General features: G+C 60.9%; 17 protein-coding genes and 1 pseudogene. 3 read left to right on the forward strand and 15 right to left on the reverse strand.

Annotated features, from left to right (window positions below):
- Positions 1 to 153: 153 nt before the first annotated feature.
- From PMI01S_RS17995 to PMI01S_RS18060, 13 genes and pseudogenes are all read right to left on the reverse strand, one after another.
- A complete protein-coding gene (locus tag PMI01S_RS17995) occupies positions 154 to 1356 on the reverse strand; it encodes an HlyD family secretion protein (protein WP_084321358.1) in 1203 nt (400 codons plus the stop codon).
- Positions 1357 to 1371: 15 nt separating this feature from the next.
- Positions 1372 to 2841 (reverse strand): efflux transporter outer membrane subunit, encoded by a 1470-nt coding sequence (locus tag PMI01S_RS18000; protein WP_084321360.1) that lies wholly within the window; start codon positions 2839 to 2841, stop codon positions 1372 to 1374.
- Positions 2838 to 3311 (reverse strand): MarR family winged helix-turn-helix transcriptional regulator, encoded by a 474-nt coding sequence (locus PMI01S_RS18005; RefSeq protein ID WP_084321362.1) that lies wholly within the window; start codon positions 3309 to 3311, stop codon positions 2838 to 2840. The genes PMI01S_RS18000 and PMI01S_RS18005 overlap by 4 nt, the downstream gene beginning before the upstream one ends.
- 532 nt (positions 3312 to 3843) lie before the next feature.
- Positions 3844 to 5163, reverse strand: coding sequence for an OprD family porin (locus tag PMI01S_RS18015; protein ID WP_084321389.1), 1320 nt, complete (start codon positions 5161 to 5163; stop codon positions 3844 to 3846).
- A 181-nt stretch (positions 5164 to 5344) separates the two neighbouring features.
- Positions 5345 to 6178, reverse strand: coding sequence for a phosphodiesterase (locus PMI01S_RS18020; RefSeq protein WP_084321366.1), 834 nt, complete (start codon positions 6176 to 6178; stop codon positions 5345 to 5347).
- A gap of 22 nt (positions 6179 to 6200) precedes the next feature.
- Positions 6201 to 7232 (reverse strand): annotated as a pseudogene (locus PMI01S_RS18025) (ABC transporter ATP-binding protein).
- Positions 7229 to 8023, reverse strand: coding sequence for an ABC transporter permease (locus PMI01S_RS18030; protein WP_084321368.1), 795 nt, complete (start codon positions 8021 to 8023; stop codon positions 7229 to 7231). Before PMI01S_RS18030 ends, PMI01S_RS18025 begins: the two are co-directional and overlap by 4 nt.
- Positions 8020 to 8880: an ABC transporter permease gene (locus PMI01S_RS18035; RefSeq protein ID WP_084321391.1), complete on the reverse strand. Its 861-nt coding sequence runs from the start codon at positions 8878 to 8880 to the stop codon at positions 8020 to 8022. Before PMI01S_RS18035 ends, PMI01S_RS18030 begins: the two co-directional genes overlap by 4 nt.
- 9 nt (positions 8881 to 8889) lie before the next feature.
- The gene (locus PMI01S_RS18040) at positions 8890 to 9894 is read right to left on the reverse strand and encodes an ABC transporter substrate-binding protein (protein ID WP_084321370.1); all 1005 of its coding nucleotides are present in this window, start codon (positions 9892 to 9894) and stop codon (positions 8890 to 8892) included.
- The gene (locus PMI01S_RS18045; RefSeq protein ID WP_084321372.1) at positions 9878 to 10897 is read right to left on the reverse strand and encodes a LacI family DNA-binding transcriptional regulator; all 1020 of its coding nucleotides are present in this window, start codon (positions 10895 to 10897) and stop codon (positions 9878 to 9880) included. Before PMI01S_RS18045 ends, PMI01S_RS18040 begins: the two co-directional genes overlap by 17 nt.
- A 141-nt stretch (positions 10898 to 11038) precedes the next feature.
- The gene (locus PMI01S_RS18050) at positions 11039 to 14713 is read right to left on the reverse strand and encodes a translocation/assembly module TamB domain-containing protein (protein ID WP_084321374.1); all 3675 of its coding nucleotides are present in this window, start codon (positions 14711 to 14713) and stop codon (positions 11039 to 11041) included.
- Positions 14710 to 16437, reverse strand: a complete 1728-nt coding sequence (locus PMI01S_RS18055; protein WP_084321376.1) for an autotransporter assembly complex protein TamA — start codon at positions 16435 to 16437, stop codon at positions 14710 to 14712. Before PMI01S_RS18055 ends, PMI01S_RS18050 begins: the two co-directional genes overlap by 4 nt.
- A gap of 66 nt (positions 16438 to 16503) precedes the next feature.
- Entirely contained in the window at positions 16504 to 17154 is a 651-nt protein-coding gene (locus tag PMI01S_RS18060) for a GNAT family N-acetyltransferase (protein ID WP_084321378.1), read from the reverse strand.
- 348 nt (positions 17155 to 17502) lie between these two features.
- On the opposite strand from PMI01S_RS18060, the gene xthA reads away from it, so the two are divergent.
- Complete coding sequence (gene xthA, locus PMI01S_RS18065; protein WP_084321380.1) at positions 17503 to 18315, forward strand: exodeoxyribonuclease III; 813 nt, start codon at positions 17503 to 17505, stop codon at positions 18313 to 18315.
- A 152-nt stretch (positions 18316 to 18467) separates the two neighbouring features.
- On the forward strand, positions 18468 to 19808 hold the full coding sequence (locus tag PMI01S_RS18070) for a substrate-binding domain-containing protein (RefSeq protein ID WP_084321382.1): 1341 nt from the start codon (positions 18468 to 18470) through the stop codon (positions 19806 to 19808).
- A gap of 156 nt (positions 19809 to 19964) precedes the next feature.
- Here PMI01S_RS18070 and PMI01S_RS18075 read toward each other — a convergent pair whose 3' ends face one another.
- Positions 19965 to 20483, reverse strand: coding sequence for an ankyrin repeat domain-containing protein (locus tag PMI01S_RS18075; protein WP_084321384.1), 519 nt, complete (start codon positions 20481 to 20483; stop codon positions 19965 to 19967).
- A gap of 96 nt (positions 20484 to 20579) precedes the next feature.
- Positions 20580 to 22418, reverse strand: coding sequence for a long-chain-acyl-CoA synthetase (locus PMI01S_RS18080; protein ID WP_084321386.1), 1839 nt, complete (start codon positions 22416 to 22418; stop codon positions 20580 to 20582).
- Positions 22419 to 22750: 332 nt separating this feature from the next.
- On the opposite strand from PMI01S_RS18080, the gene PMI01S_RS18085 reads away from it, so the two are divergent.
- Positions 22751 to 23029, forward strand: a complete 279-nt coding sequence (locus PMI01S_RS18085) for a DUF3509 domain-containing protein (RefSeq protein ID WP_017339634.1) — start codon at positions 22751 to 22753, stop codon at positions 23027 to 23029.
- The last annotated feature ends 151 nt before the right edge of the window (positions 23030 to 23180 follow it).

Raw genomic sequence — 23180 nt, forward strand, 5'->3', positions numbered from 1 at the left:
CGCCCGTTAAAGACACAGCTGGACCCTTGTGGGAGCGGGCTTGCTCCGGGCGGCGTTCCGACGAAGCGGTTTTCTATTCAACATCTCTGTTGACTGAACCACCGCTTTCGTCGGAACGCCGCCCGGAGCAAGCCCGCTCCCACAGGGTCGGTGTCAGCGTTGGGCGGTTTTGCTGACCGCTGCGCTGTTGTCGTGGATCAATTGCGTGATCATCGCGTCGGCCTCGGCCAACTGACGGTCATAGACGCTGGTGCTGAACGAAGCCTTTTGCGGCGGCTGTTGCGCCAGCACCGGGCCGCTCTGGTCGCGCAGGTTCACATCGACCTGAGTGGACAGACCAACGCGCAACGGGTGTTTGGCCAGTTGTTCGGCGTTGATGTGGATCCGCACCGGTACGCGCTGCACGATCTTGATCCAGTTACCGGTGGCGTTCTGCGCCGGCAGCAGGGCAAACGCGCTGCCGGTGCCGGCGCCGAGGCTGTCGATGGTGCCGCTGAACTTCACGTCGCTGCCGTAGAGGTCGGCCTGGATATCGACCGGCTGGCCGATACGCATGTCGCGCAGCTGGGTTTCCTTGAAGTTGGCGTCGATCCACAGCTGATCCAGCGGAATCACCGCCATCAGCGCGGTGCCCGGCTGAACCCGTTGACCCAGTTGCACAGAGCGCTTGGCGACGTAACCGGTCACCGGCGCAATCAAGGTGCTGCGGGAATTGTTCAGGTACGCCTGACGCAATTGCGCGGCGGCCGCCATCACGTCCGGGTGCGACGACACCACAGTGTCATCCACCAGGGCGCTGGTGGTTTTCAGTTGCTGCTTCGCATTGGCGAGGGCGTTTTGCGCCGAGGTCAGGTCATCGCGAGCGTGGGACAGTTCCTCCTGGGAAATCGCCCCGCCAGCGGCGAGATTTTTCCGGCGATTGAAGTTGTCCTGGGCCTTTTGCACTTCCGCCTGCTGGGCGTTGACCTGGGCTTTCATGCCGTCGACATTGCTGTACAAACCGCGCACCTGACGCACGGTGCGGGCCAGATTGGCCTGGGCACTTTGCAGGCCGACCTGTGCGTCGTTCGGGTCGAAGTTGATCAGCACCTGGCCTTCATGGACCAGGTCGCCATCGTCGGCGCCAATGCTGACCACGGTGCCGGTGACCAGCGGCGTGATTTCCACCACGTTACCGTTCACATAAGCGTCGTCGGTGCTCTCGTTCCAGCGCCCGTAGAATTCGTGATAACCCCAGACGCCGACACCAGCGAGGATCACCACGATAGCCAGAACGACCAGCATGACCTTGCGTTTGCGCGGGTTACCGGTGTCTTGCGCGTTGCCAGGGGTTTGGGTGTTTTCTGCAGTGGCCATGACCATTACCTTGAATTAATTGTGCTGCGTGGCTGGGGATGCGTTGGCCGCGGTCAGGGTTTCGCCCTGAAAACCGCCGCCCAGCGCTTGCATCAGTTGGATCGACAGATCGATCTGCTCGGCATTCAGGTTGGCCAGCTGACGCTGGGCCTGGAGCAATTGCTGCTCGATGCTGAGCACGTCCAGGTAGTTGCCGATGCCGGAGCCGTAACGCTGGACCACGGTGTTGTAAGAATCCTGGGCAATGTCGGTGGCGTGCTGTTGAGCACCGATTTGCCGGCCGATATCGCGCAACTGGTTGATGGTGTCGCTGACATCACCCAGCGCTCTCACCAGGCTTTTGTTGTACTGCGCCACCGCGAGGTCGTAATCGGCGTCGCGGGAATCGAGGTCGGCGCGCAGTCGGCCGCCGTCGAAAATCGGCACCGAGATCGTCGGCGCGATGTTGAAGAAACGACTGGCGGAACCGAACATCGCGTCGCCCAGCAACGATTCGGCACCGGCCGCCGCGCTAAGGTTGAGGTTGGGATAGAAGCGGGTTTTGCTGGCGTCGATGTTCTTGCTCGCGGCCTCGACCCGCCAGCGTGCGGCAACCAGATCCGGGCGACGACCGAGCAACTCGGCGGGCAGGACCGACGGCAACGCGACAGCGCTGGCCTGAAGGATCTTCGGCCGGGCGATGTCGTTGCCACGATCCGGACCTTTGCCGAGCAACACCGCCAAGGCGATTTTCGCGCTTTGCAGGCGTTTCTCGGCGTCGATCAGGCTGGCTTCGGACGTGGCTTCGAGGCTTTCGGTTTGCTGGAACTGGTACTGACTGTCAATACCGGAGCTCAGGCGACGCTGGCTCAGGTCGAGCATTTGTTTGGTGCGCTTGAGGTCTTCCTGGGCCAGGTCATGGACGATATGCGCCTGCCCCAGATCGCTATAAGCGCGGGCAACGTCGGCGGACAATGTCAGTTGCGCCGCTTGCTGATCGACTTCGGCAGCGCGGGCCTGGCCCAACGCAGCTTCCCAGGCGTCACGCTGACCGCCCCAAAGGTCGAAGTTGTAATTGAAACTGGCACCGATGTTGCGCACGGTGGAGTACGCATCGCCCTCGCCTCGCGGGTCTTGATCACGCGCCAGCCGCGAACGGCTGACGCCGGCGCTGGCATCGAGGGTCGGCATCCGCGCGGCGTCGGCGGCGTACGCAGCCGCACTGGCCTGATGGGCGCGGGCATCGGCGATCTGCATGTCGGGGCTGTCGTGCAGGGCTTCGCGAATCAGACCGTCGAGCTGTGGGTCGCCGAGGCTTTTCCACCAGTCGCTTTTCGGCCAGGCCGCGGGCGACAGGGTCACGCCACTGAGGGATTGCCCGGCCTTGAGGGTTTTCGCATCGAGGCTTTTGCCTTCGGTGGTCAGGCCGCTGTAGCTGACGCAACCGGCCAGGGTCATGGCCGCCAGCACCAGGCTCAGGCCGGCACGCAAGGTTTTGCTGCTCATTTGTCACCTACCCGCAGCAGCGTGATCGAGTCACCCGCTGCCACCAACATTTTCTTCAGGATCCGCTCCAGGGTTTTCAACTCTTCCGGGGTGATCGCGCCGGCCAGTTCGTTCATGGCGTCGGCGCCGATTTCCGGCAGGCGATCGGTCAACTGCTGGCCTTGCTCAGTTAACACAAGCTGCACCTGACGGCGATCCGCCGCAGAACGCTGGCGGGCGAGAAAACCTTTCTGTTCCAGACGATCGAGCATGCGGGTCATCGAACCACTGTCGAGCGACAGGTGGCGGCACAGCTCGGCCGGGGTATCAACACCGAACTGAGCCATGATGATCAGCACTTTGAACTGCGCGGCGGTGATGCCGTGGGGTTCCATGTGCGTATCGATGATCCGGTCCTTGAGCAGCGCAGCGCGCCCGAGCAAGAGGCCGAGATGGCATGTGTGGAATTCGTCCGGAGTGAAATGTTTCATCTGACCACCAATTAGCTGCCTAGGCAGAGAATGTATGTCGAGATGTTACTGCCTAGGCAGCGAATGTCCAAGCATTAGTTAGCTAGCTTTTTATTTAATTGACAGAAGGTGATCTCCAGGCATGCGGTAATCCCTGCAGGAGCGGGTTTGCCCGCGATGGAGGCCAACGATGACGCGGGCTGCCTGGATGTGCGTGTTGTTCGGGCGCTTTTCGCGAGCAGGTTCGCTGTTCTGTGCAGAGGGCACCGCGCAAGGGATGCCGCGGCAGCCGCCCCGGCCATGGATGGCCGACGGCGGCGGGTTCACGGAGCAGGATCGGAGAGTGGGAACCCTGCCCAGACGAAGGGCCGGACGTCAGGGGCGAGGCCTGTTGGTTACCTTTGGGCCGCAAAGTGACCCGCCGTAAGCGAGGAAACCTTAGCGACCGTAACCGCAGGAATGGATATGTACACCAGCAGGAGCAGGGTCGGCTGCCTGGCCGCCATCGAGAAGGCTCACCCCCACGGGGCTCGCCTTTTCGGTGGGGGTCGGGTTACAACAACGGAATCGAATAACTCACGAACAATCGATTCTGGTCCTGATCACGTGCAACCTCGCTTCGGGATAAGCCGTTACGCCAGCCAAAGCCCACGTTCTTCAACGGACCACTTTGAATCACATAGTCCAGCGAGATATCGCGCTCCCACTCGCTCGCATCTTGTCCTCGGGCGGTTTTGATGTTGTCGCCTTTGAGGTACATGACCGACGCCTTCAACCCGGGAATACCCAATCCCGCAAAGTCGTAGGCGTATTGCGCGAAGGCCGTGCGCTCGCCGGCCTGGATGAAGGTCTGCACGGTTCGGTCGGTGTACAAGTAAAGACTGGCACCGCCCTCGCCTTTGCCGACCAGCCCACCCTGATTGAGTTGGGTGAAGTTACTGTCATCGGAAACACTTTGATAACCCGCCGTGATGGCATGGCCACCCAATGAATAGATGAACGCCGCACTCCAAGTGTCGTTATCGATTTCACCGGTTCCGCCCTTGGTGTAACCGCCAAGCTTGTAACCACTGGCGCGACCGGCAGCACTGCCGTTCTTGCCATCAGACGTGGTCTTGAAATAGCGCAAGTCTGTTTTCAGCGAGCCGTATTCACCCAGCGGCAAGACATGCAACAACCCGGCGAAGTGTTGCTGGTAATAATCTTCCAGGTTCGCGTAGTAATACTGCGCAGTCAGGTCCTTGGTAAGTTTGTAATCACCACCGGCAAACATGAACTTGTTGCTTTCCTGGGTGCCCCCCGCGACTGCCAGGCCGGAACGGTCGCTGGAACCACGACCAGTGGCATGTTCCAGTTGGCCGGCAGTCAAGGTCAGGTTATCGAGTTCGTTGCTGGTGATCTGCCCTCCCTCGAAGGTTTGCGGTAGCAATCGACCGTCGTTCGCCACCAGAATCGGCAACTTCGGCTGCAAGGTGCCGTAGCGCAACTCGGTTTTGGAGAAGCGCGCCTTGGCCGTCGCACCGAGACGGCTCCATTGGTCAGCAGCCTCGGCGCCATCGCTGGGGATCATCGAACTGCCGACATGCCGCCCTTCGCCGCTGTCGAGGGTAATACCCAGCAAACCGATGGCATCCAGACCGAAGCCCACCGTTCCCTCGGTGAACCCCGACTGGTAGTTGAGCATGAATCCCTGACCCCACTCTTCGGTTTTCGACGGCGCGGCGGTCCCGTCACGGTTGTCGTTGTTGAAATAGAAATTACGCATATTCAAGCTGGCTTTGCTGTCATTAATGAAATCAGCAGACGCCAATGGGCTCAAGGCCATGCTCAAACCACCGGTCAAAACACTTAATACTTGAAACGGAACTTTCATCAGGGCGAACTCCAGCGCAGAAGCCATGTTCTGTGCGCAGTAAAAAAAACAGCAGGAAGCAACCGACCAACTCAAGGATTGGCCAGTGCGGATAAGTCATCGTTGAACTAAACGTCGTGTAACTGCGTTAAGCGTCTGTCGTTAATATTTCCCCAGTTTTACAAAGACAGTCCCGGTGGTATCAGTCGATCAATCCATGAGCGTCATAAAACGGATAAGGCCCGGCGTATTCGCCGAACACGGCGGTGTGGGTTACCAGACCTTGTTGCGGATGCCAGCGATGCAACAGATACCCTGCCGGTTCCAGATTGAAATGGGCCGGCGCCGACTCCTGCAGGTCCAGCACGATCTGATGGGACGTGCCTGGACACACACAACTGAGCGTACCGCCGAAGCGGCGCTGCATCGGCCGATGCAAATGCCCGCAGAGCAAGCGCTCGATCTGCGGGTGTCGAGCGACGACCGCCTGCAGCGCGGCCACGTTGATAAAAGGCTCGCGGTCCATGTGGCCGATCCCGGTAATGAAGGGCGGATGGTGCAGAATCAACAGCGTCGGTGTATCGGGACGACGGGACAATTGCTCATCGAGCCACAGCAACTGGCTGTCCAGCACCTGACCGCCATGGCGACCCGGAATGGTCGAGTCCAGGCCGATCAGTCGCACCGGATGCTCCTCGACCACCCAATCGAGCGGCACATTGGCGTTGGTTGGCAGATAAGCATGATGGGGAAACGCGGCCAGTAAATGTTCGCGGTCATCATGATTGCCGGGCACCAGATAGAAAGGTATGTGCAACCGTGCCAGTTCCGCCCTGAGCACGGCGTACTCGTCCGGACGGCCAAAATCCACCAGATCGCCGCTGATCACCACGATGTCGGGGCGCGGCTGACTGGCATTCAAGTGTTCCACTGCACGACGCAACGCGCCCAGGCTATCGACCACACCGTAGGTCAGATTGTGATCGGCTTTAAGGTGCAGATCGCTGATCTGCGCAACAAGAAACGGACTGTTCAAAATAGAGGCTCTAAAAAAGACTTTACGAATGCAGGGTGAACAACACTTGGGGTTCGACGGACAGGGCAATCAGCGCGCCCGTGGCATGTACGACGTTCTCGGTGCTATCGACCAGCAACGGCTACGCCCCCCCCACATCCACCAGCAAACGACTTTGCGCGCCCTGGAAAAACTGCCCGACCAGCCTTCCGCGCAGATGTCCACCGTCGTCCATCACCCGCAGATGCTCGGGTCGGCAATACACCGTCGTCGGCGCCTGGATGCCCTTCCACGGCAACTCCCCACCGCTGACCTTCAAGCCATGGGCCGTCGGTTCGATAACCGGGAACGCATTGAGGTTTCCGACAAAACTGGCGACAAAGGCATTGGCCGGCTGCTGGTAGATATCCCGCGGCGTGGCCAGTTGCGCGACGCGCCCGCGATCCATGACCAGGATTCGATCGCCCAGCGCCATGGCCTCGCCCTGGTCGTGGGTGACAAACACCGAAGTGATGCGCAGGCTGCGCAGCAGTTGGTCCAACTCGCTGCGCAGACGTTCACGCAACTGTGCATCCAGCGCCGCCAGCGGCTCGTCGAGCAGCAACACCCGCGGCCTGGGTGCAAGGGCGCGCGCCAATGCCACGCGTTGGCGCTGACCACCGGACAACTCATGAATGTGCCGTTGGCCGTGATCCTGCAATCCGACCAGTTCCAGCAACTCGGCGCAGCGCTTGTTGCGCTCGGCGGGCGACAGGCCGCGGATCTTCAGGCCGTAGATAATGTTGCCGGCCACATTCAGGTTCGGAAACAACGCATAGTTCTGGAACACCATGCCCACATCGCGACGCTCAATGGGCAGGCGGGTGACGTTGCTGTCGCCGAAGAACACTTGCCCGGTATCCGGGCGCTCAAAGCCGGCGATCATGCGCAGCGTGGTGGTTTTGCCACAACCGGACGGGCCGAGGATCACCAGGGTTTCCCCCGCCTCGATAGTCAGGTTCAGATTGTCTACTGCAACGGTGCCGTCAGTGAATGCCTTGCGGCAGCCCTGCAGGCGAATGGTGGTTCCACTCATCGACGCTCTCCACGAGAAAGACGGGCGCTGATGGCCTGCAACGCAATCAACAGCGGCACGATCATCAACAGAAATATCAGGGTGTAGGCGCTGGCCACTTCCAGCCGTGCCGAGGCGTAGCTGTCGGCCAGGCCCACCGGCAAGGTCTTGGTCATCGGCGTGTGGAGCATCCAGGTCAGGTTGAACTCACCCAGCGACAGGGTGACGACCATGAGCACACCCGCCAGTATCCCGGCTCGACAATTAGGAACCACGACACTGAAAAAGCGCTTGATCGGCCCCGCGCCGAGGCTGGCCGCCGCTTCCTCGAGCGTCGGCAATTGCTGGCGCTGCATCACCGCCATCACCGGGCGCACCAGAAACGGCAAGGTGAACAGCACGTGGCCCACGAGGATAAACAGCCAGCTGCGGCGCAATTCGCCGAACTGCCCATAGGTCAACAGCAAGGCCAAGGCGCTGGCCAGGCCCGGCATGGCCACCGGCAGGACCATCAGTTCCTCGAAGGCGCGACTGAATCGATTGTTCATCCGCACCAGAGCATACGCCGCAGGTACGCCTATCACGCAGACGCACACGGCGCAGGACACGGCCAATTGCAGCGACAACCAGACCGTCGGCGAGTACGCCTGCCAGACCTGGACCAACCAGTCCAACGTCAGGCCGCCGGACACGCCCACGAAGTAATTGCGCGTCAGCCCGGCCAGCAACGACAGCAGCACCGGCACCAACATGAAGGCACAGACCAGCAGGGTAAAAACCAGCTGAGCGAAAAACAGTGTTGAGCGCTTCACAGAACCGTCCCCGATTGTCCGGCCAGCCGTCTTGCCAGCAACAACACCGCCCACGTGACGGCGCCAAGGATGACAGACAGCGCCGCAGCCACGGTGAAATTGGCGTAGTTGGTGAACACGTTATAGATCGCCACAGGCGTAACATTCAGCCGCGTGCCCAGGGTGAACGCGGTGCCGAACGCGCCCATCGACGTCGCGAAACAGATCGCGCCGCATGACACCAGCGCTGGCGCCAGCCCCGGTACGATCACATCGCACACCACCCGCCAATGCCCGGCCCCCAGCGAGCGTGCGGCTTCTTCCAGGCTGCGATCGAGGCTTTCGCAGGCCGCCATCACGGTCAGAATCACCCGCGGGATCGAGAAGTACAGATAGCCCAGAAACAACCCCATCAGCGAATAGGCGAAAACCCAGCGCTCACCAGCCAGCTCCATGCCCAGGGCGGCGAACAGGCCTTGCCGACCCGCCAGCAGAATCACCAGGAAGCCGACCACCACGCCGGGAAAGGCCAGCGGAAACGTCAGCAACGCGACCAGCGCCGAGCGGCCGAAAAACTGCTGCCGCGCCAGAAATACCCCGCTGATCCCCCCGACCAGCAACGCCGCGCCTGTAACCACCGCTGCCAGCACACAGGTCTGCGCCAGGCTGCCGAGGTATTGCGCGCTGTTCAGCACCTGCCAATAGCCGCTGTCGCCGCCGTCACGGTGCTGCCCGCCAAGCACCACCAACTGCGCCAGCGGCAGTAGCCAGAACGCGAGCAGCACCGCCGCGGCCGGGGCCAGCGCCCAGGCCGCAGTCGGTCGCAGGCGATGCAAAATATCGCGACGTGACGAAACACTCAGCGCATTGAACCGCACAGTGGTCACTTACTTGACCTCGTTCAGGTAACGAGCAGCGAAGGCTTCCTGCACCGCGGCCATTTTTTCGTAATCGACCACGCCCGCGCGGGCATAGTCGCTGTCAGGCAGGAACTGTGCGGCGACGTCAGCCGGCATCTTCATCTGGCGAACCGGACGCAGGTACGCCTTGGCCCACAATGCCTGGCCCTCATCAGAGAGGACGAAATCCAGAACCTTCTCGGCGTTGGCGCGATGCGGCGCATTGCCCACCAGACTCATCACGTAAGGCACGCTGACGCTGCCTTCCTGAGGGATCACGAAAGCGACGTTGGCCTTGTCCTTGTAGCGCGCCCGGTAAGCGTTGAAGTCATAGTCGACCAGGATCGGCAGCTCGCCGGACAGCACCCGTGCGTACGCGGTCTGCTTCGGCACAATGGGGGCGTTTTTCGCCAGTTTGCGGAAGTAATCGATGGCCGGCGCGAAGTTATCCAGATCCCCGCCCATGGCCCGGTTGATTGCCACCGCCGAGACGTAGCCGACGAAGGCGCTGGACGGATCGAGGTAACCGACCATGCCTTTGTACTCGGGCTTGAGCAGGTCGGCCCAGCTCTGTGGAACCGGCAAGCCGCCCAGCGCGTCGACATTGACCATGATCCCGAGAGTGCCGGAATGAATCGCGAACCAGTGCCCCTGCGGGTCCTTCAACCCGGTCGGGATCTGATCCCAGCCTTTGGGCTTGTAAGTCCCGACGACCCCGGCCTTCTGTGCCTGCAAACCGAACGTCACGCCGTAATACACCACGTCAGCCACCGGCGCCGCCTGCTCGGCCACCAACTGCGCCAGGGCCTGGCCGGAGTTCTTGTTGTCAAGTGGCACTTGCACGCCGGTGCTGTCGGCAATCGCCTTGAGCTGGGTGCCCCAGTCCGCCCATTCCGGTGGGCAGTTGTAGCAAATCGCGGTTTCAGCAGCCTGGGCCAGACTGGCTGCCGCGCACAGGCCTAACGCCGCCAGGGTTTTAGTGAAGCGGATCATCGAGCGACTCCTCGTAGGGTTGAGTACTTTCACCCGGCCGGACATGGCAGGGCAGACAATGGGAAACCGGATCGGCACCGGCAATTTGCGCCAGCAACTGCTCTATCACGGTGCTTGCCAGGGTTGCGATCGGCTGTACCACCGTGCACAGCGTGGGATGCATTTGCGTGCCCAGAGCGATGCCATCAAAACCGATCACTGACAGTTGCCCCGGCACGCTCCAGCCGTGCCGACGCAGTTCGGCGATCAGGCTGATCGCCAACAGATCGTTGGAGCAGACCAGCGCACTGGGCGCCTGCGGTCCGGACAAATAGGGTTCCAGCGCTGCGAAATCGGCCTGGGTATGGGCAGGCATTTCAATCACCGGCAGGCTGTCCTGGCCGTGCGCTGCCATCGCCTCGCAATAACCGGCGTAACGCAACCGTGCGCGGTCCGACTGCAACGCCGGACCGGCGACCATGCCGATCCGTCGATGCCCCGCGTCCAGCAGGTAACGCGTGGCCAGGGCCATCCCGGCACGGTTATCCACCGATACGGCGCTGTAATCCGGATTGCCCGGCTGGTGATAGGCCAGCACGAAAGGCGTGTCTTCGCTGGCGAGGCTTTGCAGCACGCGATTGCTCTCGGCATCCGTGACCGTCAACACCAGCCCGTCGACCCGCTGGCGCAATAATTCTTCGACCACGACGCTTTCGCGTTCGCTGTCGTAGTCGGTGGTCGCCAGCAACAAGTTGTAGCCACGCAAGCGCGCCGCCTGCTCCATGGCCTGGAACTGTTCGGCGAACACCGGGTTAAGCAGATTGGGTACCACCACACCGATCAGGTTGGTGGTTTGCAGGCGCAGTTGGCGGCCGAGACGATTGGGACGGAAACCCAATTCGCGAGCAGCGGCAAACACCTGTTCGCGGGTCGCCGGGCGCACCACTTCAGGGGAGGCAAAGGTCCGCGCGGCGGTGGCCCGCGAGACACCGGCCAGTCGTGCAACTTCTTTTAAATCGGTCATTGTCACTCGCTTGAGATCGATCTCATTGGCGAGGACATTACTCAGCGAACATGGCGTTCACGCGATAAAATAGTGACATTTTGATGTCAGGCGGACCACGACGCTACATTGGACGCCGCGGTCTGATTGACGAAACGGGGTCTAGAAATCCCGCTTGTAGAAGATATCCAGCGAACTGGCCACGCCACCCGCCGCTTCGAGGTAAACCTTCTTGCTCAGCTTGTAGCGCAAGGCAATGGTGTTGGCCGGCTCGAACACGCCTACGCCATAACGCAGGCTGAGCTTCTCGGAGATATTGCCGCTGGCGACCACGCTGGTCGTGTTGCCGCTGCCTTCGGTATCGAGCTGGAAATCCTGAATCCCCAGATTGCTGGCCAGTTTGCCGGTCAACCCGGAACTGCCCATCAAACCCAGACCGAGCGCGGCCTGCGCCAGCATGTTGTTGTCTTCACCCGTGGTGCTCAGCGGACGCCCGAGCACCAGATAGGACAAGGCCTGTTCCTGACTCATCGCCGGTTCGGAGAAAATCTGCGTGGTCGGCTGCTCGGCGCTGCCGCTCAGGCGAATACCGGCGATGACGTCGTCGGTCTGGCGAATCGCCTCGATGTCCAGATACGGCTGATCGATCGGGCCGGCAAACAGCAAGCGCGCCCGGCGCACCGTCAAACGCTGGCCGTAGGCGCGATAACGCCCGTCGTTGAGCCAGAGCTCGCCGCGGGTGTCCATGTTGTCGCCGATGTGCACATGCCCTTGCAGGTTGGCGGTGAGGCCAAATCCGGCGAAGCTCAGTTTGTCCTCGCCGACCGCCACATCGATGTCCATTTTCATCGCCAGCGGCGGTTTGCCCTCTTCGGTTTGCTGACCGATGATCACCGTGTCATCGGACACTTTGACCGTCGATGGCGGCAACTCGCGCACAGTGATTTCACCCCGCGGTACCAGCACTTTGCCGACGATGGCCAGCTCGTCACCCTTCATCGAGATCTTCAGGTCCGGCGCCACTTCAAGCTTGGCGTACGGCTCGACCGTGACGGGCAATTGCGTGCCCTTGAGCGCCAGATCCACCACCAGTGCCTGACCCCAGCCGATATTGCCGTTCAGGCTGCCCTGCCCGCTCTTGCCGCTTTTCCAGCCACCGTTCAATTGCACGGTTTCGCCGGCGATCACCGCTTGAAGCTGCAAGGCTTCAATATCCATCGGCAGCTCGGGCCCGGAGATTTCACCCTCGCTGAGCAGCAGGTTGCCGTTTACCAGAGGCGCCATCAGCGTGCCCGCGATCGTGCCGCTGCCATTCAGGCGCCCGCTCAGTTTCTCGACCATCGGCACAAACGGTCGCGCCACGGACAAGTCGAGGCCATTGAGACGGAACGCGCCGGTCAGCGGTTTGTTCTTTGCCAGCGGATTGATCTGCGCCTGCACACTCAACTCGCCGAGCTTGCCGCCGACGAAACTGAGGTCGGTGTCGATGCGCTTGGGCGTGAGTTTGCTGGTGAGTTTCAGGGTCTGGTACGGGAAGTCCAGCCACTGATCCTTGTCCTTGATGCGCAAGGTGCCACCGCTGGCATCGAGGCTGATCTGGCCGTTCGGGCCGCTGGCCGGCAGGTCCAGTTGCAGGTCGGCGTTGAGCCGGCCCTTCCAGGCGAAATCCTTTGGCAGCCACTGCGCCAGGCTGTCGATCGGGAATTGCTTGAGGTGGTAACGCAGCTTCGGCTCCGGCATCAGGCGCTGGTCTTCACCGCACAGACTGGCCGGCCCGGACGTCCAGCAATGGGCGCCGAAGTTGATTTTGCCGTCCGCCAGCCGTTCGAGTTTCGCCGGCCCCTGCAGCTTCCAGTCCTGACCGCCGGCCTGGATACCGCCATTGGCCAGGCGACCACGCCAGTTGCCTTTGTCCAGATTGCCGTCGAAACCAAGGGCCAGTTTCAGCTGCGGACCTAGCAGATCGAGCGTCAGCTTCTGGTTTTTGATATCCCCGCTGCCGCTGGCGGTCAGCGTCCCCAGTGACGTATCGCCGGCCTGAATGCCGCTGCCCTTGAGGTCGATTTTCGCCCGTTGCGCGCTGTCGAGGGTGGCGTCGAGGTTCAGGCTTTGCAGGCGATTGTCTTCGAAGGCCAATTGCGTGCCCTGCAACCCGAGCTTGCCTTGCGGCGCCTTGAGCGTGCCAGCGACATCGACGCGGCCGTTGAGTTGACCACGCAGTTGCGGCCAGAGCTGGGCCAGGCGCGACAGCTTGACGTCGATCTGGCCGGTGAGTTTCTGTTGCAGGCTGCCCTTGCCGGTGATGCTGTTATCGCCCAGGCGGATTTGCAGCGCGCTGAGGCTCCATAGCTCACCGGCGCCATCGGCCTTGGCTTGCAGAATGGCCGGCTGGCCACGCAACTTGCCCTTCAGGTCGAGGTCTGCGTTCAGGCTGAGTTTTTCATTCTTCATTTCGCCTTTGCTGCGCAACGGTCCGGCCAGGGTGCCCGGCAATTCCGCGACCCAATACGCCGGATTGATCGCGGAGAGGTCGAGCGCGGTGTCCCAGGCAATGCCATCGGCAAATTGCAGGTTCAGGTGCCCATCGGCCTTGCCCTGCCCGGCTTCGAGCTGGATTTGTTGCAGGTAGATTTTCGTCAGGTCACCGGCGAACGGGCTGCTCAGGTTGAACGCCCCGGCCGGGCCATCCAGCGCAGCCTTGAAGTTGCCGAGGTATTTGCCGTCGGTGTAAGAGACCTCGCCGTTGAAGCTGCGCAACGCCACTTCAGGTTCGTCGATCAGCGGATAAAGCCGATGCCAGGGGAAATCCAGCCAGTCGATTTTCGCCGTGGCGTTCAGGCCTTTGCTCCAGTCCAGTACGCCGGTGAGCTTGAGGCTTTGCTTGTCGTTGGCGGTCAGGTCCAGCGCGGCGATCTGCGCGCCGTTGGCGTCGACCTTGCCTTGCAGCGACAACGCGACCGGGCCTTGCTCGGCGGGCAACGTGGCGTTGCCGCGCAACTGGTAGCCGTTTTTCAGGTCGCCGTCGCCGGTGAGCTCAACCTGATTGAGTTGCAGCGTATCCGGCAGATCGGCGCTCGGTTTGAAGCCATCAGCGGTGATCCGCACCTTGGCTGGCAGGTTGTCCACCAGCGGCTGAAACTCGCCGGTCAGTTGGCCGTTCAGGTAACCGCTGCTGTCGGCTTTCAGGTGCAGGGTTTTCAGCAGGTCGCCGTCAATCTTCAGGGCTAGCGCCCAAGGCTCGGGGGCCGGCAGGGTCAGTTTGCCCTCGGCCTCGAGCGGCCAGTTGCCGCCGGGTTGCAGCACACCGGACAGGTTCAGGCTCAGGGCGTCGCGTTGCAGTTGCACGGCGTCGATCTGCAACCCTTGTTCGGTCCAGTGCGCCGCCAGTTGCAAGCCTTTGAGTTCTTCGCTGCCGTTGTACAGCAGACTGCCGATCTGCACGTCGCCCAGCTCGATCGCCAATGGCAACTTCAGGTCCGGCAGACTGATCGGGCCGCTGCTGTCTTCTTCGGTGCCCGGCGGAAATTGCAGGCTGACCTGATCGGCTTTCAACTGCTCGATACACAATGTCATGCGCGTCAGGCACAACGGCGACCAGGCGAAAATCACTTTATCCAGCTCAACCCGGCTGGTGTCTTGCTGCCAGACCACATGGTCGGCGCTCCACTGCCCGCCCAGACGTCCCTGGAAATTTTCGACGTTCAGCCCCGGCACAAACCCGAGCGCCCAGCGGCTGCCGGTCGCCGTGCCCAGCACCGTGGTCACGGTCAGCAGCACCAGCATCAGCATCAGCAGTGCCAGAGTCGCCAGCAGCGTTACTTTCAAACCACGCTTCACAGCTCAGGCCCCATGGAAAAGTGCAGTCGAATGCCGCCGTCGTCGTCCATCGCGTGGGCCAGGTCGAGGCGAATCGGCCCCACCGGTGATACCCAGCGCACGCCGATACCGACGCCGGTCTTGAGGTCGGGCAGTTCGAGTTTGTTGAAGGAGTTGCCCTGGTCAATGAAGGTCGCGACCCGCCATTTTTCGGCGATGGAATATTGATACTCGACGCTGCCGGCAATCATGTAGCGGCCACCGATGCGGTCACCGTCGGAGTTTTCCGGGGACAGGCTCTGATAGTCGTAACCGCGCACGCTCTGATCGCCACCGGCAAAGAAGCGCAGCGACGGCGGCACCGATTTGTAGCCGTTGGTGGCGCTGCCGCCCACCTGCACCCGACCGAGGAAGCGGTGTTTATCGAACACCGTGGTCAAGCCTTTTACCAACGCCGTGCCGTACAGCAGGTTGGTATCGGAACCCAACCCTTCCTTGGCGACTTTGGTTTCGAATTGCAGGCGATAGCCGTTGTGCGGATCGATGCGGTTGTCGCTTTTAAGGTACGAATAGCTGACGCCGGGCATCAGTAGAGTGCTGAGCCCCGAGTCGTCGCCGAGTCGGTATTCCTCACGCTGCCATTTCAGTGACACCACCCGCTGCCAGCCGCTGGGCAACTTGCTGTGCCACTCGGGACCGAGGGTCAGCAACTTGCTCAGGCTGTCCTTGTCGGCAATTTCTTCACTTTGATAGCCACCGGCGAAGCGCAGCTTGTCGGTCAACGGCGGGTCGAGCGGAATGTCGTAGAACAGCCCGACGTTCTGCCGTGGCGCCGAGACTTCGGTTTCCCAGCCATAGCTGTGGCCTTGGGGGTTGACCCAGTGCCGGGTCCAGTTGGCCTTGACCCGAGGGCCGACGTCGGTGGAAAAACCCAGACCGAGACCCATCGTCCGTGGCTTTCGGGTTTCGAGTTTGACGTCCACCGGGATCACGTCGTTCTTGGACGCCGTTGGCGCAGCATCAACGCGCACGCCTTCGAAATAGCCGCTCGATTGCAGATTCTGATTCAGCTCGGCAATCAGTTCGGAGTCATAAGGCGCACCCGCCTTGAACGGCACCATGCGTTGCAGCAGCTCTTCGTCGAACGGCGTATCGCCTTCGAAACTGACGTTGCCAAGGGCATAACGCGGGCCGCTTTCATAGATCAGTTCGATGTCCGCAACACCCGCTCGCGGATCGACCGAGAGCTTCTGTCGAGTGAAGTAGCCACTGAAAAAGCCGAAACGCGAAGCCTGGTTCTGGATCAGCCGCTTGGCGTCTTCGTAGCGCCCATGATTGAGCACCGCGCCGGTTTTCAGCGCGTCGCTTTTCGGTACACGAAAGGATTTGAGGGAAGCGGCCGGGCCGTCTATGCGAATAGTGACGTTGCGCAAATGCACCGGCTCGCCGGGATCGATGTTCATGACCAGGCGTGGCGTCTTGCCGCCCTTCACGTCCGTGTCGATCTGCGGCTGGTAATAACCCAGGGCCTGGGCGGCCTTGCGCGCCTGTTCTTCGGCGCCACGACTGAAGCGCAACAAGGCTTCTTCATCACGATCGCCGAGGCTGCCGATATAGCCTTCTATATTGGCTTTCAGTTCGTCGTTGGACGGTTTGATCCGCACATCCAATTCACTTTGCGCCAGCGCCGCGCAGCTGGTAATCAGCATCAGCACGCCGCTGGTAATTCTTCCTGGAAACTTCATAGGCGCGGATGCTATCACGAGCTTGGGAGCGTGATAGAGCCTCGCGTCCTGCAAAAGTTCTGCCGTTTAAGCCGAGGCGGTTTGCAACACCTGCGGATTGGCGTGGAAAAACACGTGCTCGCGGATCGGTCCTACGGCGACCTCACCGATTTCTTCATAGCCCTGACGCTTGTAGAACTCCAGATAACGCGGATTCCCGGTATCCAGCACCACCCCTTCCGAGTGCTCATCGACCGCACACCAGTTATGCACCGCTTGCAACAACTGCTCGCCGAAGTGCTTGCCCTGGAATTGCGGATGAATCCCCAGCAACGGCAGCAAGTGCACCGAGTCGGACGGCACGCACGCCATCACCGCATCGTGGTACTCGAGGTAGCGGCGCGTGCAGCGAAACCCGGTGCTGAGCACCATCCGCAGGCGCCAGGCCCAGCTTTCGGTAATGCCCAGGCGTCGTTGCGGCGGCGCGATCAGGGCGATGCCGATCAAGCGGTCGTTGACCAGCAGGCCGATGGCCGGCAAATCCTGCACAAAGTGTTGCTTGACCAGTTCGCGCACGGTGGCGCGGACCCGCTGTTCATAGCCGGGGCGCTCGGCTTCGAAGAGGTAGCCGAAGGTCGGTTCGTGCCGGTAAGCCTGGTACAACAGGGAACGGGCTTCGCGGGAATAGCCGCTGTCGAGCATGTGGATATCGGCGATGGCGGTCGAGGTTTCGGGCATAACGGTAGATCTCCCCGGGGCGCAGGTCAGATGACTGCACTCTTATTGGTACGAGCCTATAAGCGTCGGCACAGTTCCTTGCTGATCCGAAATCAGTATCGGGGCCTAAGCCGTCTTCGCGAGCAAGTCGGATCGCCGCACCGCCGCTCCCACAAGTTATAGACCAGTCACAAAAACTTCGGTGTGACATCAATCAATGTGGGAGCGGCGGTGCGGCGATCCGACTTGCTCGCGAAGAGGCCGGCACTGCCAGTAGAGATCTGACAGAACACAGTAATTCGCCCCACCCCACCCTAGCCCCAATCCCACAGGTCAGCTAGCATCGCCCTTTTGCCAGGACTGCCGACCATGAAGATCGTCTCCTTCAACATCAACGGGCTGCGCGCTCGCCCCCATCAGCTGGCGGCGCTGATCGAAAAGCATCAACCCGACGTCATCGGCCTGCAGGAAACCAAGGTGCATGACGACCAGTTCCCGCTGGCAGAGGTTCAGGCGCTGGGCTATCACGTGTATTTCCACGGGCAAAAGGGTCACTACGGTGTTGCCCTGCTCTCTCGCCAGGAACCGCTGGCGCTGCACAAAGGTTTCGCCACCGATGAAGAAGACGCTCAGCGCCGCTTCATCTGGGGCTCCTTCGCCGACGCCAATGGCGTGCCGGTGACCATCATGAACGGCTACTTCCCACAGGGCGAAAGCCGCGACCATCCGACCAAATTCCCGGCCAAGGAACGTTTCTACAACGATCTGCAGCACTTGCTGGAAAGCCAGTTCAACAACGAACAGCCGCTGGTGGTGATGGGCGACGTGAACATTTCCCCGGAAGACTGCGACATCGGCATCGGCCCGGACAACATGAAACGCTGGCTGAAAACCGGAAAATGCAGCTTCCTCCCGGAAGAACGCGAGTGGATGGCCCGCCTGAAGAACTGGGGCCTGGTGGACAGCTTCCGTCACCTGAACCCGGATGTGTCCGACCGTTTCAGCTGGTTCGACTACCGCAGCCGCGGTTTTGAAGATGAACCCAAGCGCGGGCTGCGAATCGACGTGATCATGGCGTCCCACGGCTTGTTGCCACGGGTGAAGGATGCCGGCGTGGATTACGAACTGCGCGGGATGGAAAAACCTTCGGACCATGCGCCGATCTGGCTTGAGTTGAGCTAACAAGCAAAAGATCGCAGCCTGCGGCAGCTCCTACGGGGAAATGCATTCCAAAGTTGGAGCTGCCGCAGGCTGCGATCTTTTTATCTGTCATCTTTCGGAAACCTAACTGACTTAATCTCCCGGCACTTTCTTTGGCTTTACAAGGTGCCGGCATGACGCTGCGCGTTTTATTCCTGTTAATGCTGTGCGCCGGGCTGCCAGTCACCGTATCGGCCAGTGACTTGCCGACGCCCAAACAGGGGCCGGTGCTGCGCATCCAGGGTTCCAACACCATAGGCGCGGCATTGGGTCCGGCGCTGGTCGAGGGTTTGATGCGCGAGCAAGGCTTGCTCAAGGTCCACAGCGAAGCGCCGGACACCGCCAACGAATTGCGCGTAGTCGGCGAAACCGCACAGGGGCGCAGGGTCGAGGTGGAAGTCGCGGCCCACGGCTCCAGCACCGGCTTCAACGCGCTGAAAAATGCCACTGCGGACCTTGCCGCCTCTTCGCGCCCGATCAAAGACAGCGAACTGCTGGCCCTGCAATCCCTCGGCAATCTGAAGAGTCCCGGCGCCGAGCAGGTCATCGCCATCGACGGCCTGGCAATCATCCTTCATCCGCAAAACCCGCTGAATCAACTCGACACCGAGCAACTGGCGCGCATCTTCAGCGGCGAAGCCCGCACCTGGGAAGAACTCGGCGGCAGCGGCGGAGCCATTCACCTGTACGCGCGGGATGACCAATCGGGCACTTACGACACGTTTAAGGAAGTGGTCCTCAGCCGTCGTGGGAAAACGCTGAACAGCGCAGCGAAACGTTTCGAATCCAGCGAGCAATTGTCCGACGCCGTCAGCCTCGACCCGCAAGGCATCGGTTTCATCGGCCTGCCCTACGTGCGCCAGGCCAAAGCCGTGGCCATTGTCGATGGCCAGTCCCAGGCCATGCTGCCGCTCAACAGCCTGATCGCCACCGAAGACTATCCGTTGTCGCGCCGACTGTTCTTTTACCTGCCGCCCAATGGCAAAAATCCCTGGGCGGATGCTTTGGTGGCGTTCGCCCAAAGCAGCAAAGGCCAAGCCATCGTCGCGGCCAACGGGTTTATTGCCCAGACCGTCCAGGCCATGGCCGTCACACCGAATGCGCTGATGCCCGAGGGCTATCAGGCACTCAGCCGCCACGCCCAGCGTTTGACCGTGAATTTCCGTTTCGAAGAAGGCAGCGCGACACTGGATAACAAGGCCCGGCAGGACCTGACGCGGGTGCTCGATTACATCCGGCAGAACGAGAAGACCAACCGGCAGGTGACGCTGGTGGGGTTTGGCGATGCCAAAAGCGATCCGGCGCGGGCCGACCTGCTGTCGAAACTGCGGGCCATGGCGGTGCGGCGGGAACTGGTGAAAAGCGGCGTGGTGTTTCGCGAGATTCGCGGCTTTGGCGCCGAGATGCCGGTGGCGGCCAACAGCGCGGATGAAGGGCGGATCAAGAATCGGCGGGTTGAGGTTTGGGTGTATTGACATCACGACACTTGGAATGTGTAACAACCCTGTGGCGAGCGAGCTTGCTCGCGCTTGAGTGCGCAGCACTCACAAAAATCTGCAATTCATGAAAGATTTTGGGGCCGCTTCGCGACCCAGCGGGAGCAAGCTCCCTCGCCACAGGGTATTGCAAAATCAGCCGAGCAATTTCTCAAGCTGCGCCGTGGTATCCACCGCGCCCAGCGTTTTAGCGGCATCCAGCGCAGACACGCCATTGGCATCCTTGGCTTTCGGATCGGCGCCTTTGCTGATCAGGTAATCGACGATCTCAACGCGGTTGAACATCGCCGCCATCATCAACGCCGTACGGCCATCGAACGACGAGCCTTCCACTTGCGCGCCACCTTCGACCAGCGCCTTGACCACGGCCAGGTCACCCTTGAACGCCGCGCCGGCAATCGGGCTCTGGCCGTTGTCGTTGCGGATCTCCGGGTCGGCCTTGTGCTCGAGCAGCACTTTCACGGTATCCACATGGCCGTGGTAAGCGGCCAGCATCAACAAGGTGTCACCCTTGTGGTTGCGCAGGTTCGGCGGCAGGCCTTTGGTCAGCAGCGCAGCCATCATGGCCGCATCGCCCTCGCGCGCCTTGTTGAAGACCTGTTCGGCAAACTCGGCGGCTTCTTCGGGGGTCATCTGGCGGCTTTGATCGGACATTGGAGACTCCACTCACAGTTATTCGCAAAGCCGACAGTTTCCCGAGCGGCCCCGACACTGTCACTTCTTTTTTCTCAAGGCAGGCCATAGCCACATTCAATAGCGATACTTGCCACCGTGAATGTCCGCCAGCAATTGTTCAGTGACCTGCACGTAAGTCTCGGTTCCCGGCAACCAGGCGTAAATCGGATCATCTCCGGTTTTGCCAGGGTCGAAGGCTTCGTCCTTGAGCCGGGTCTTCTGGTATTTGAAGGTGCCGGTGGTCTCCATTTTCACTTTCACCCGCAAAAACAACGGCACCGCATACGCCGGCATGTGCTCGCGGGCGAAGGCCAGCAGTTCACTGAAATCCAGGGTCGCCAGGGATTCGGCAGGCGTGATCGCCGCCATTCCGGCGCGCCCATTGGTATTGCGCACTTCCACGCCATAGGCCACGGCTTCGGAAATGTTCGGGTGCTGCAGCAGGATGTTCTCGACCTCGGTGGTCGAGACGTTTTCACCCTTCCAGCGGTAGGTGTCACCGAGGCGATCGACGAATTGCGCGTGGCCAAACCCGATGTTGCGCAGCAGGTCGCCGGTGTTGAAGTAACGGTCGCCCTTTTCGAACACGTCGTGGAGCACGACTTTTTCGGTCTTCTGTGGATCGGTGTAGCCGTCCAGTGGCGCCTTGTCGTCGATCTTCGCCAGCAACAACCCCTGCTCGCCCTTGGCCACCTTGCGCATGAAACCCGTGGCGTCCCGCGTCGGCGCACCGCTGTCGTGGTCGTAGGCCGCCAGCTCCCAGGACATCAGGGAAAAACCGACAGTGTTGTCGAAGTTGAGGATGTTGGTAAAACCGATATTGCCGTCGCTGGCGGCGTACAACTCGCAGATGTGGTCCACGCCAAAACGCGTCTTGAATTCGCGCCATGCGCCGGGACGCAGGCCATTGCCGATCATTTTCGTCACGCCGTGCTGGTTGTCGTCGGCGCTCGGTGGCTGATCGACGAGGTAACGGCACAATTCGCCGACGTAACCGAGGGTGGTCGCGCGGTAGTTGCGCACATCGCTCCAGAACTGACTGGCGCTGAACTTGCGGCGAATGGCAAACCCCGACGCGCCGCTGATGGCCGAGCCCCAGCACACGCACAGCCCGGTGGCGTGATAAAGCGGCAAGGTGCAATAGACGATGTCCTCGGGGCGCATGTCCAGCGCGATCAAGCCGAAGCTCGCGGAGCTGCGCATCCAGCGACCATGCTTGAACACGCCGGCCTTGGGCAACCCCGTGGTGCCCGAGGTGTAGATGTAGAAACACGGGTCGTCGAGAAAAACCTGCTGGCTGCTGGCGGGGTTGTCGCTGGGGCTGTCCACCGTTGCCGACATCAGGTTGATGAAGCCGTCGGGCGCAATGCCCGGCTGGTTGTAAGTGTCTCGGTCGGCAACAAACCAGGTGCGCGCCGCGGCGATTGAAACCCGCTCGCGCACCGCCGAAAACGCCGGCACCAGCTCCTCACCGACGACGATCGCCGCCGGGGCCACCAGATTCAGGCTATGGGCCAGGGTATCGCGAGTCTGCGAGGTGTTGAGCAAGGCGCTGATTGCGCCGACCTTGGCCACCGCCAGGATCGTCACCAGCAATTCCGGGCGGTTCTCGATGAAGACTGCCACCACGTCGCCCTTGTGGATGCCTTGGGCAATCAAGTGATGGGCAATGCGGTTGGCCCACTGATTGACCTGCGAATAGCTGAGCTTCACGGCGCCCTGCAGCAATGCCGGCCCCTCGGGATTGCGCAGCGTTGCCTGCTCGAAGCTCCAGCCCAGGCCACACGGTTGGGTCGGATCCTTGACGTTGGCGGCCTTCATGCCCTTCACCACCCGCGGGATGGCCTTGGCTATCGTAGGCAGCTTGCGGAGCATCATGCCCCAGGTGATCGTGTCGTTCGTCGTGCGGCTCATGGTGATTCCCGTGCGATTTTTTATTGTCGGGCGACGGTGATTGAGCCCGAAAATACGTCAACGGTTCTTGAGCTGTACACGCGGTTTTTGAAATGTTTTGTATCCGCACCGACAGCGTGATCGCCGCCGCCTGAATTGGTTCCATGCAATCGACGCGAACCTCGCAAAATGCAGGATGCACGATGGCCATTCATGCAGATTGCACGAAAACAAAAAACCGACAAAAAATTAACTTATTGATTTACAAGGATTTTTAAAAATATCGGTGCTGGCACAATCACTGCAACTACCTCTGCATGCTTGCCATTCAAGAGCTTACGGAGCTGATAGACATGAACCTGATACAAGAAAAATTTTCGTCCCTGTTCTCCAACTTCGAAGTCACCACCCAGCCTCGTCCGGACGGTGGCATTCTGCTGACCTTGCGCAGCACCGAAGGCAAAGTGTTCAAACGCTCGATTTCCTACCAGCAATTGCATGCCGGTGATCAGCTGTCGTGGGTGATCAGCGCCATCCGCCGTGACCTGGCTGAACAAGCCAGCGAACTGCCGCAGATTTCCATGCTGCAAAGCCAGCAGCGGTTTGCATTGCCGACTTATCATTCGGCATAAACCGTTTCAACGCCGCAAACAAACAGGCCGTGAAAGCTCTCGCTTCACGGCCTGAGTTGTTTTGACGGAACGCACATCGATGTAGGAGCCGGCTTGCTGGCGATGGCGTCTATGAAACCGCCATCGCCAGCAAGCCGGCTCCTACAAGGGG

The organism is Pseudomonas migulae NBRC 103157, assembly GCF_002091715.1.
GTDB lineage: Bacteria > Pseudomonadota > Gammaproteobacteria > Pseudomonadales > Pseudomonadaceae > Aquipseudomonas > Aquipseudomonas migulae_A.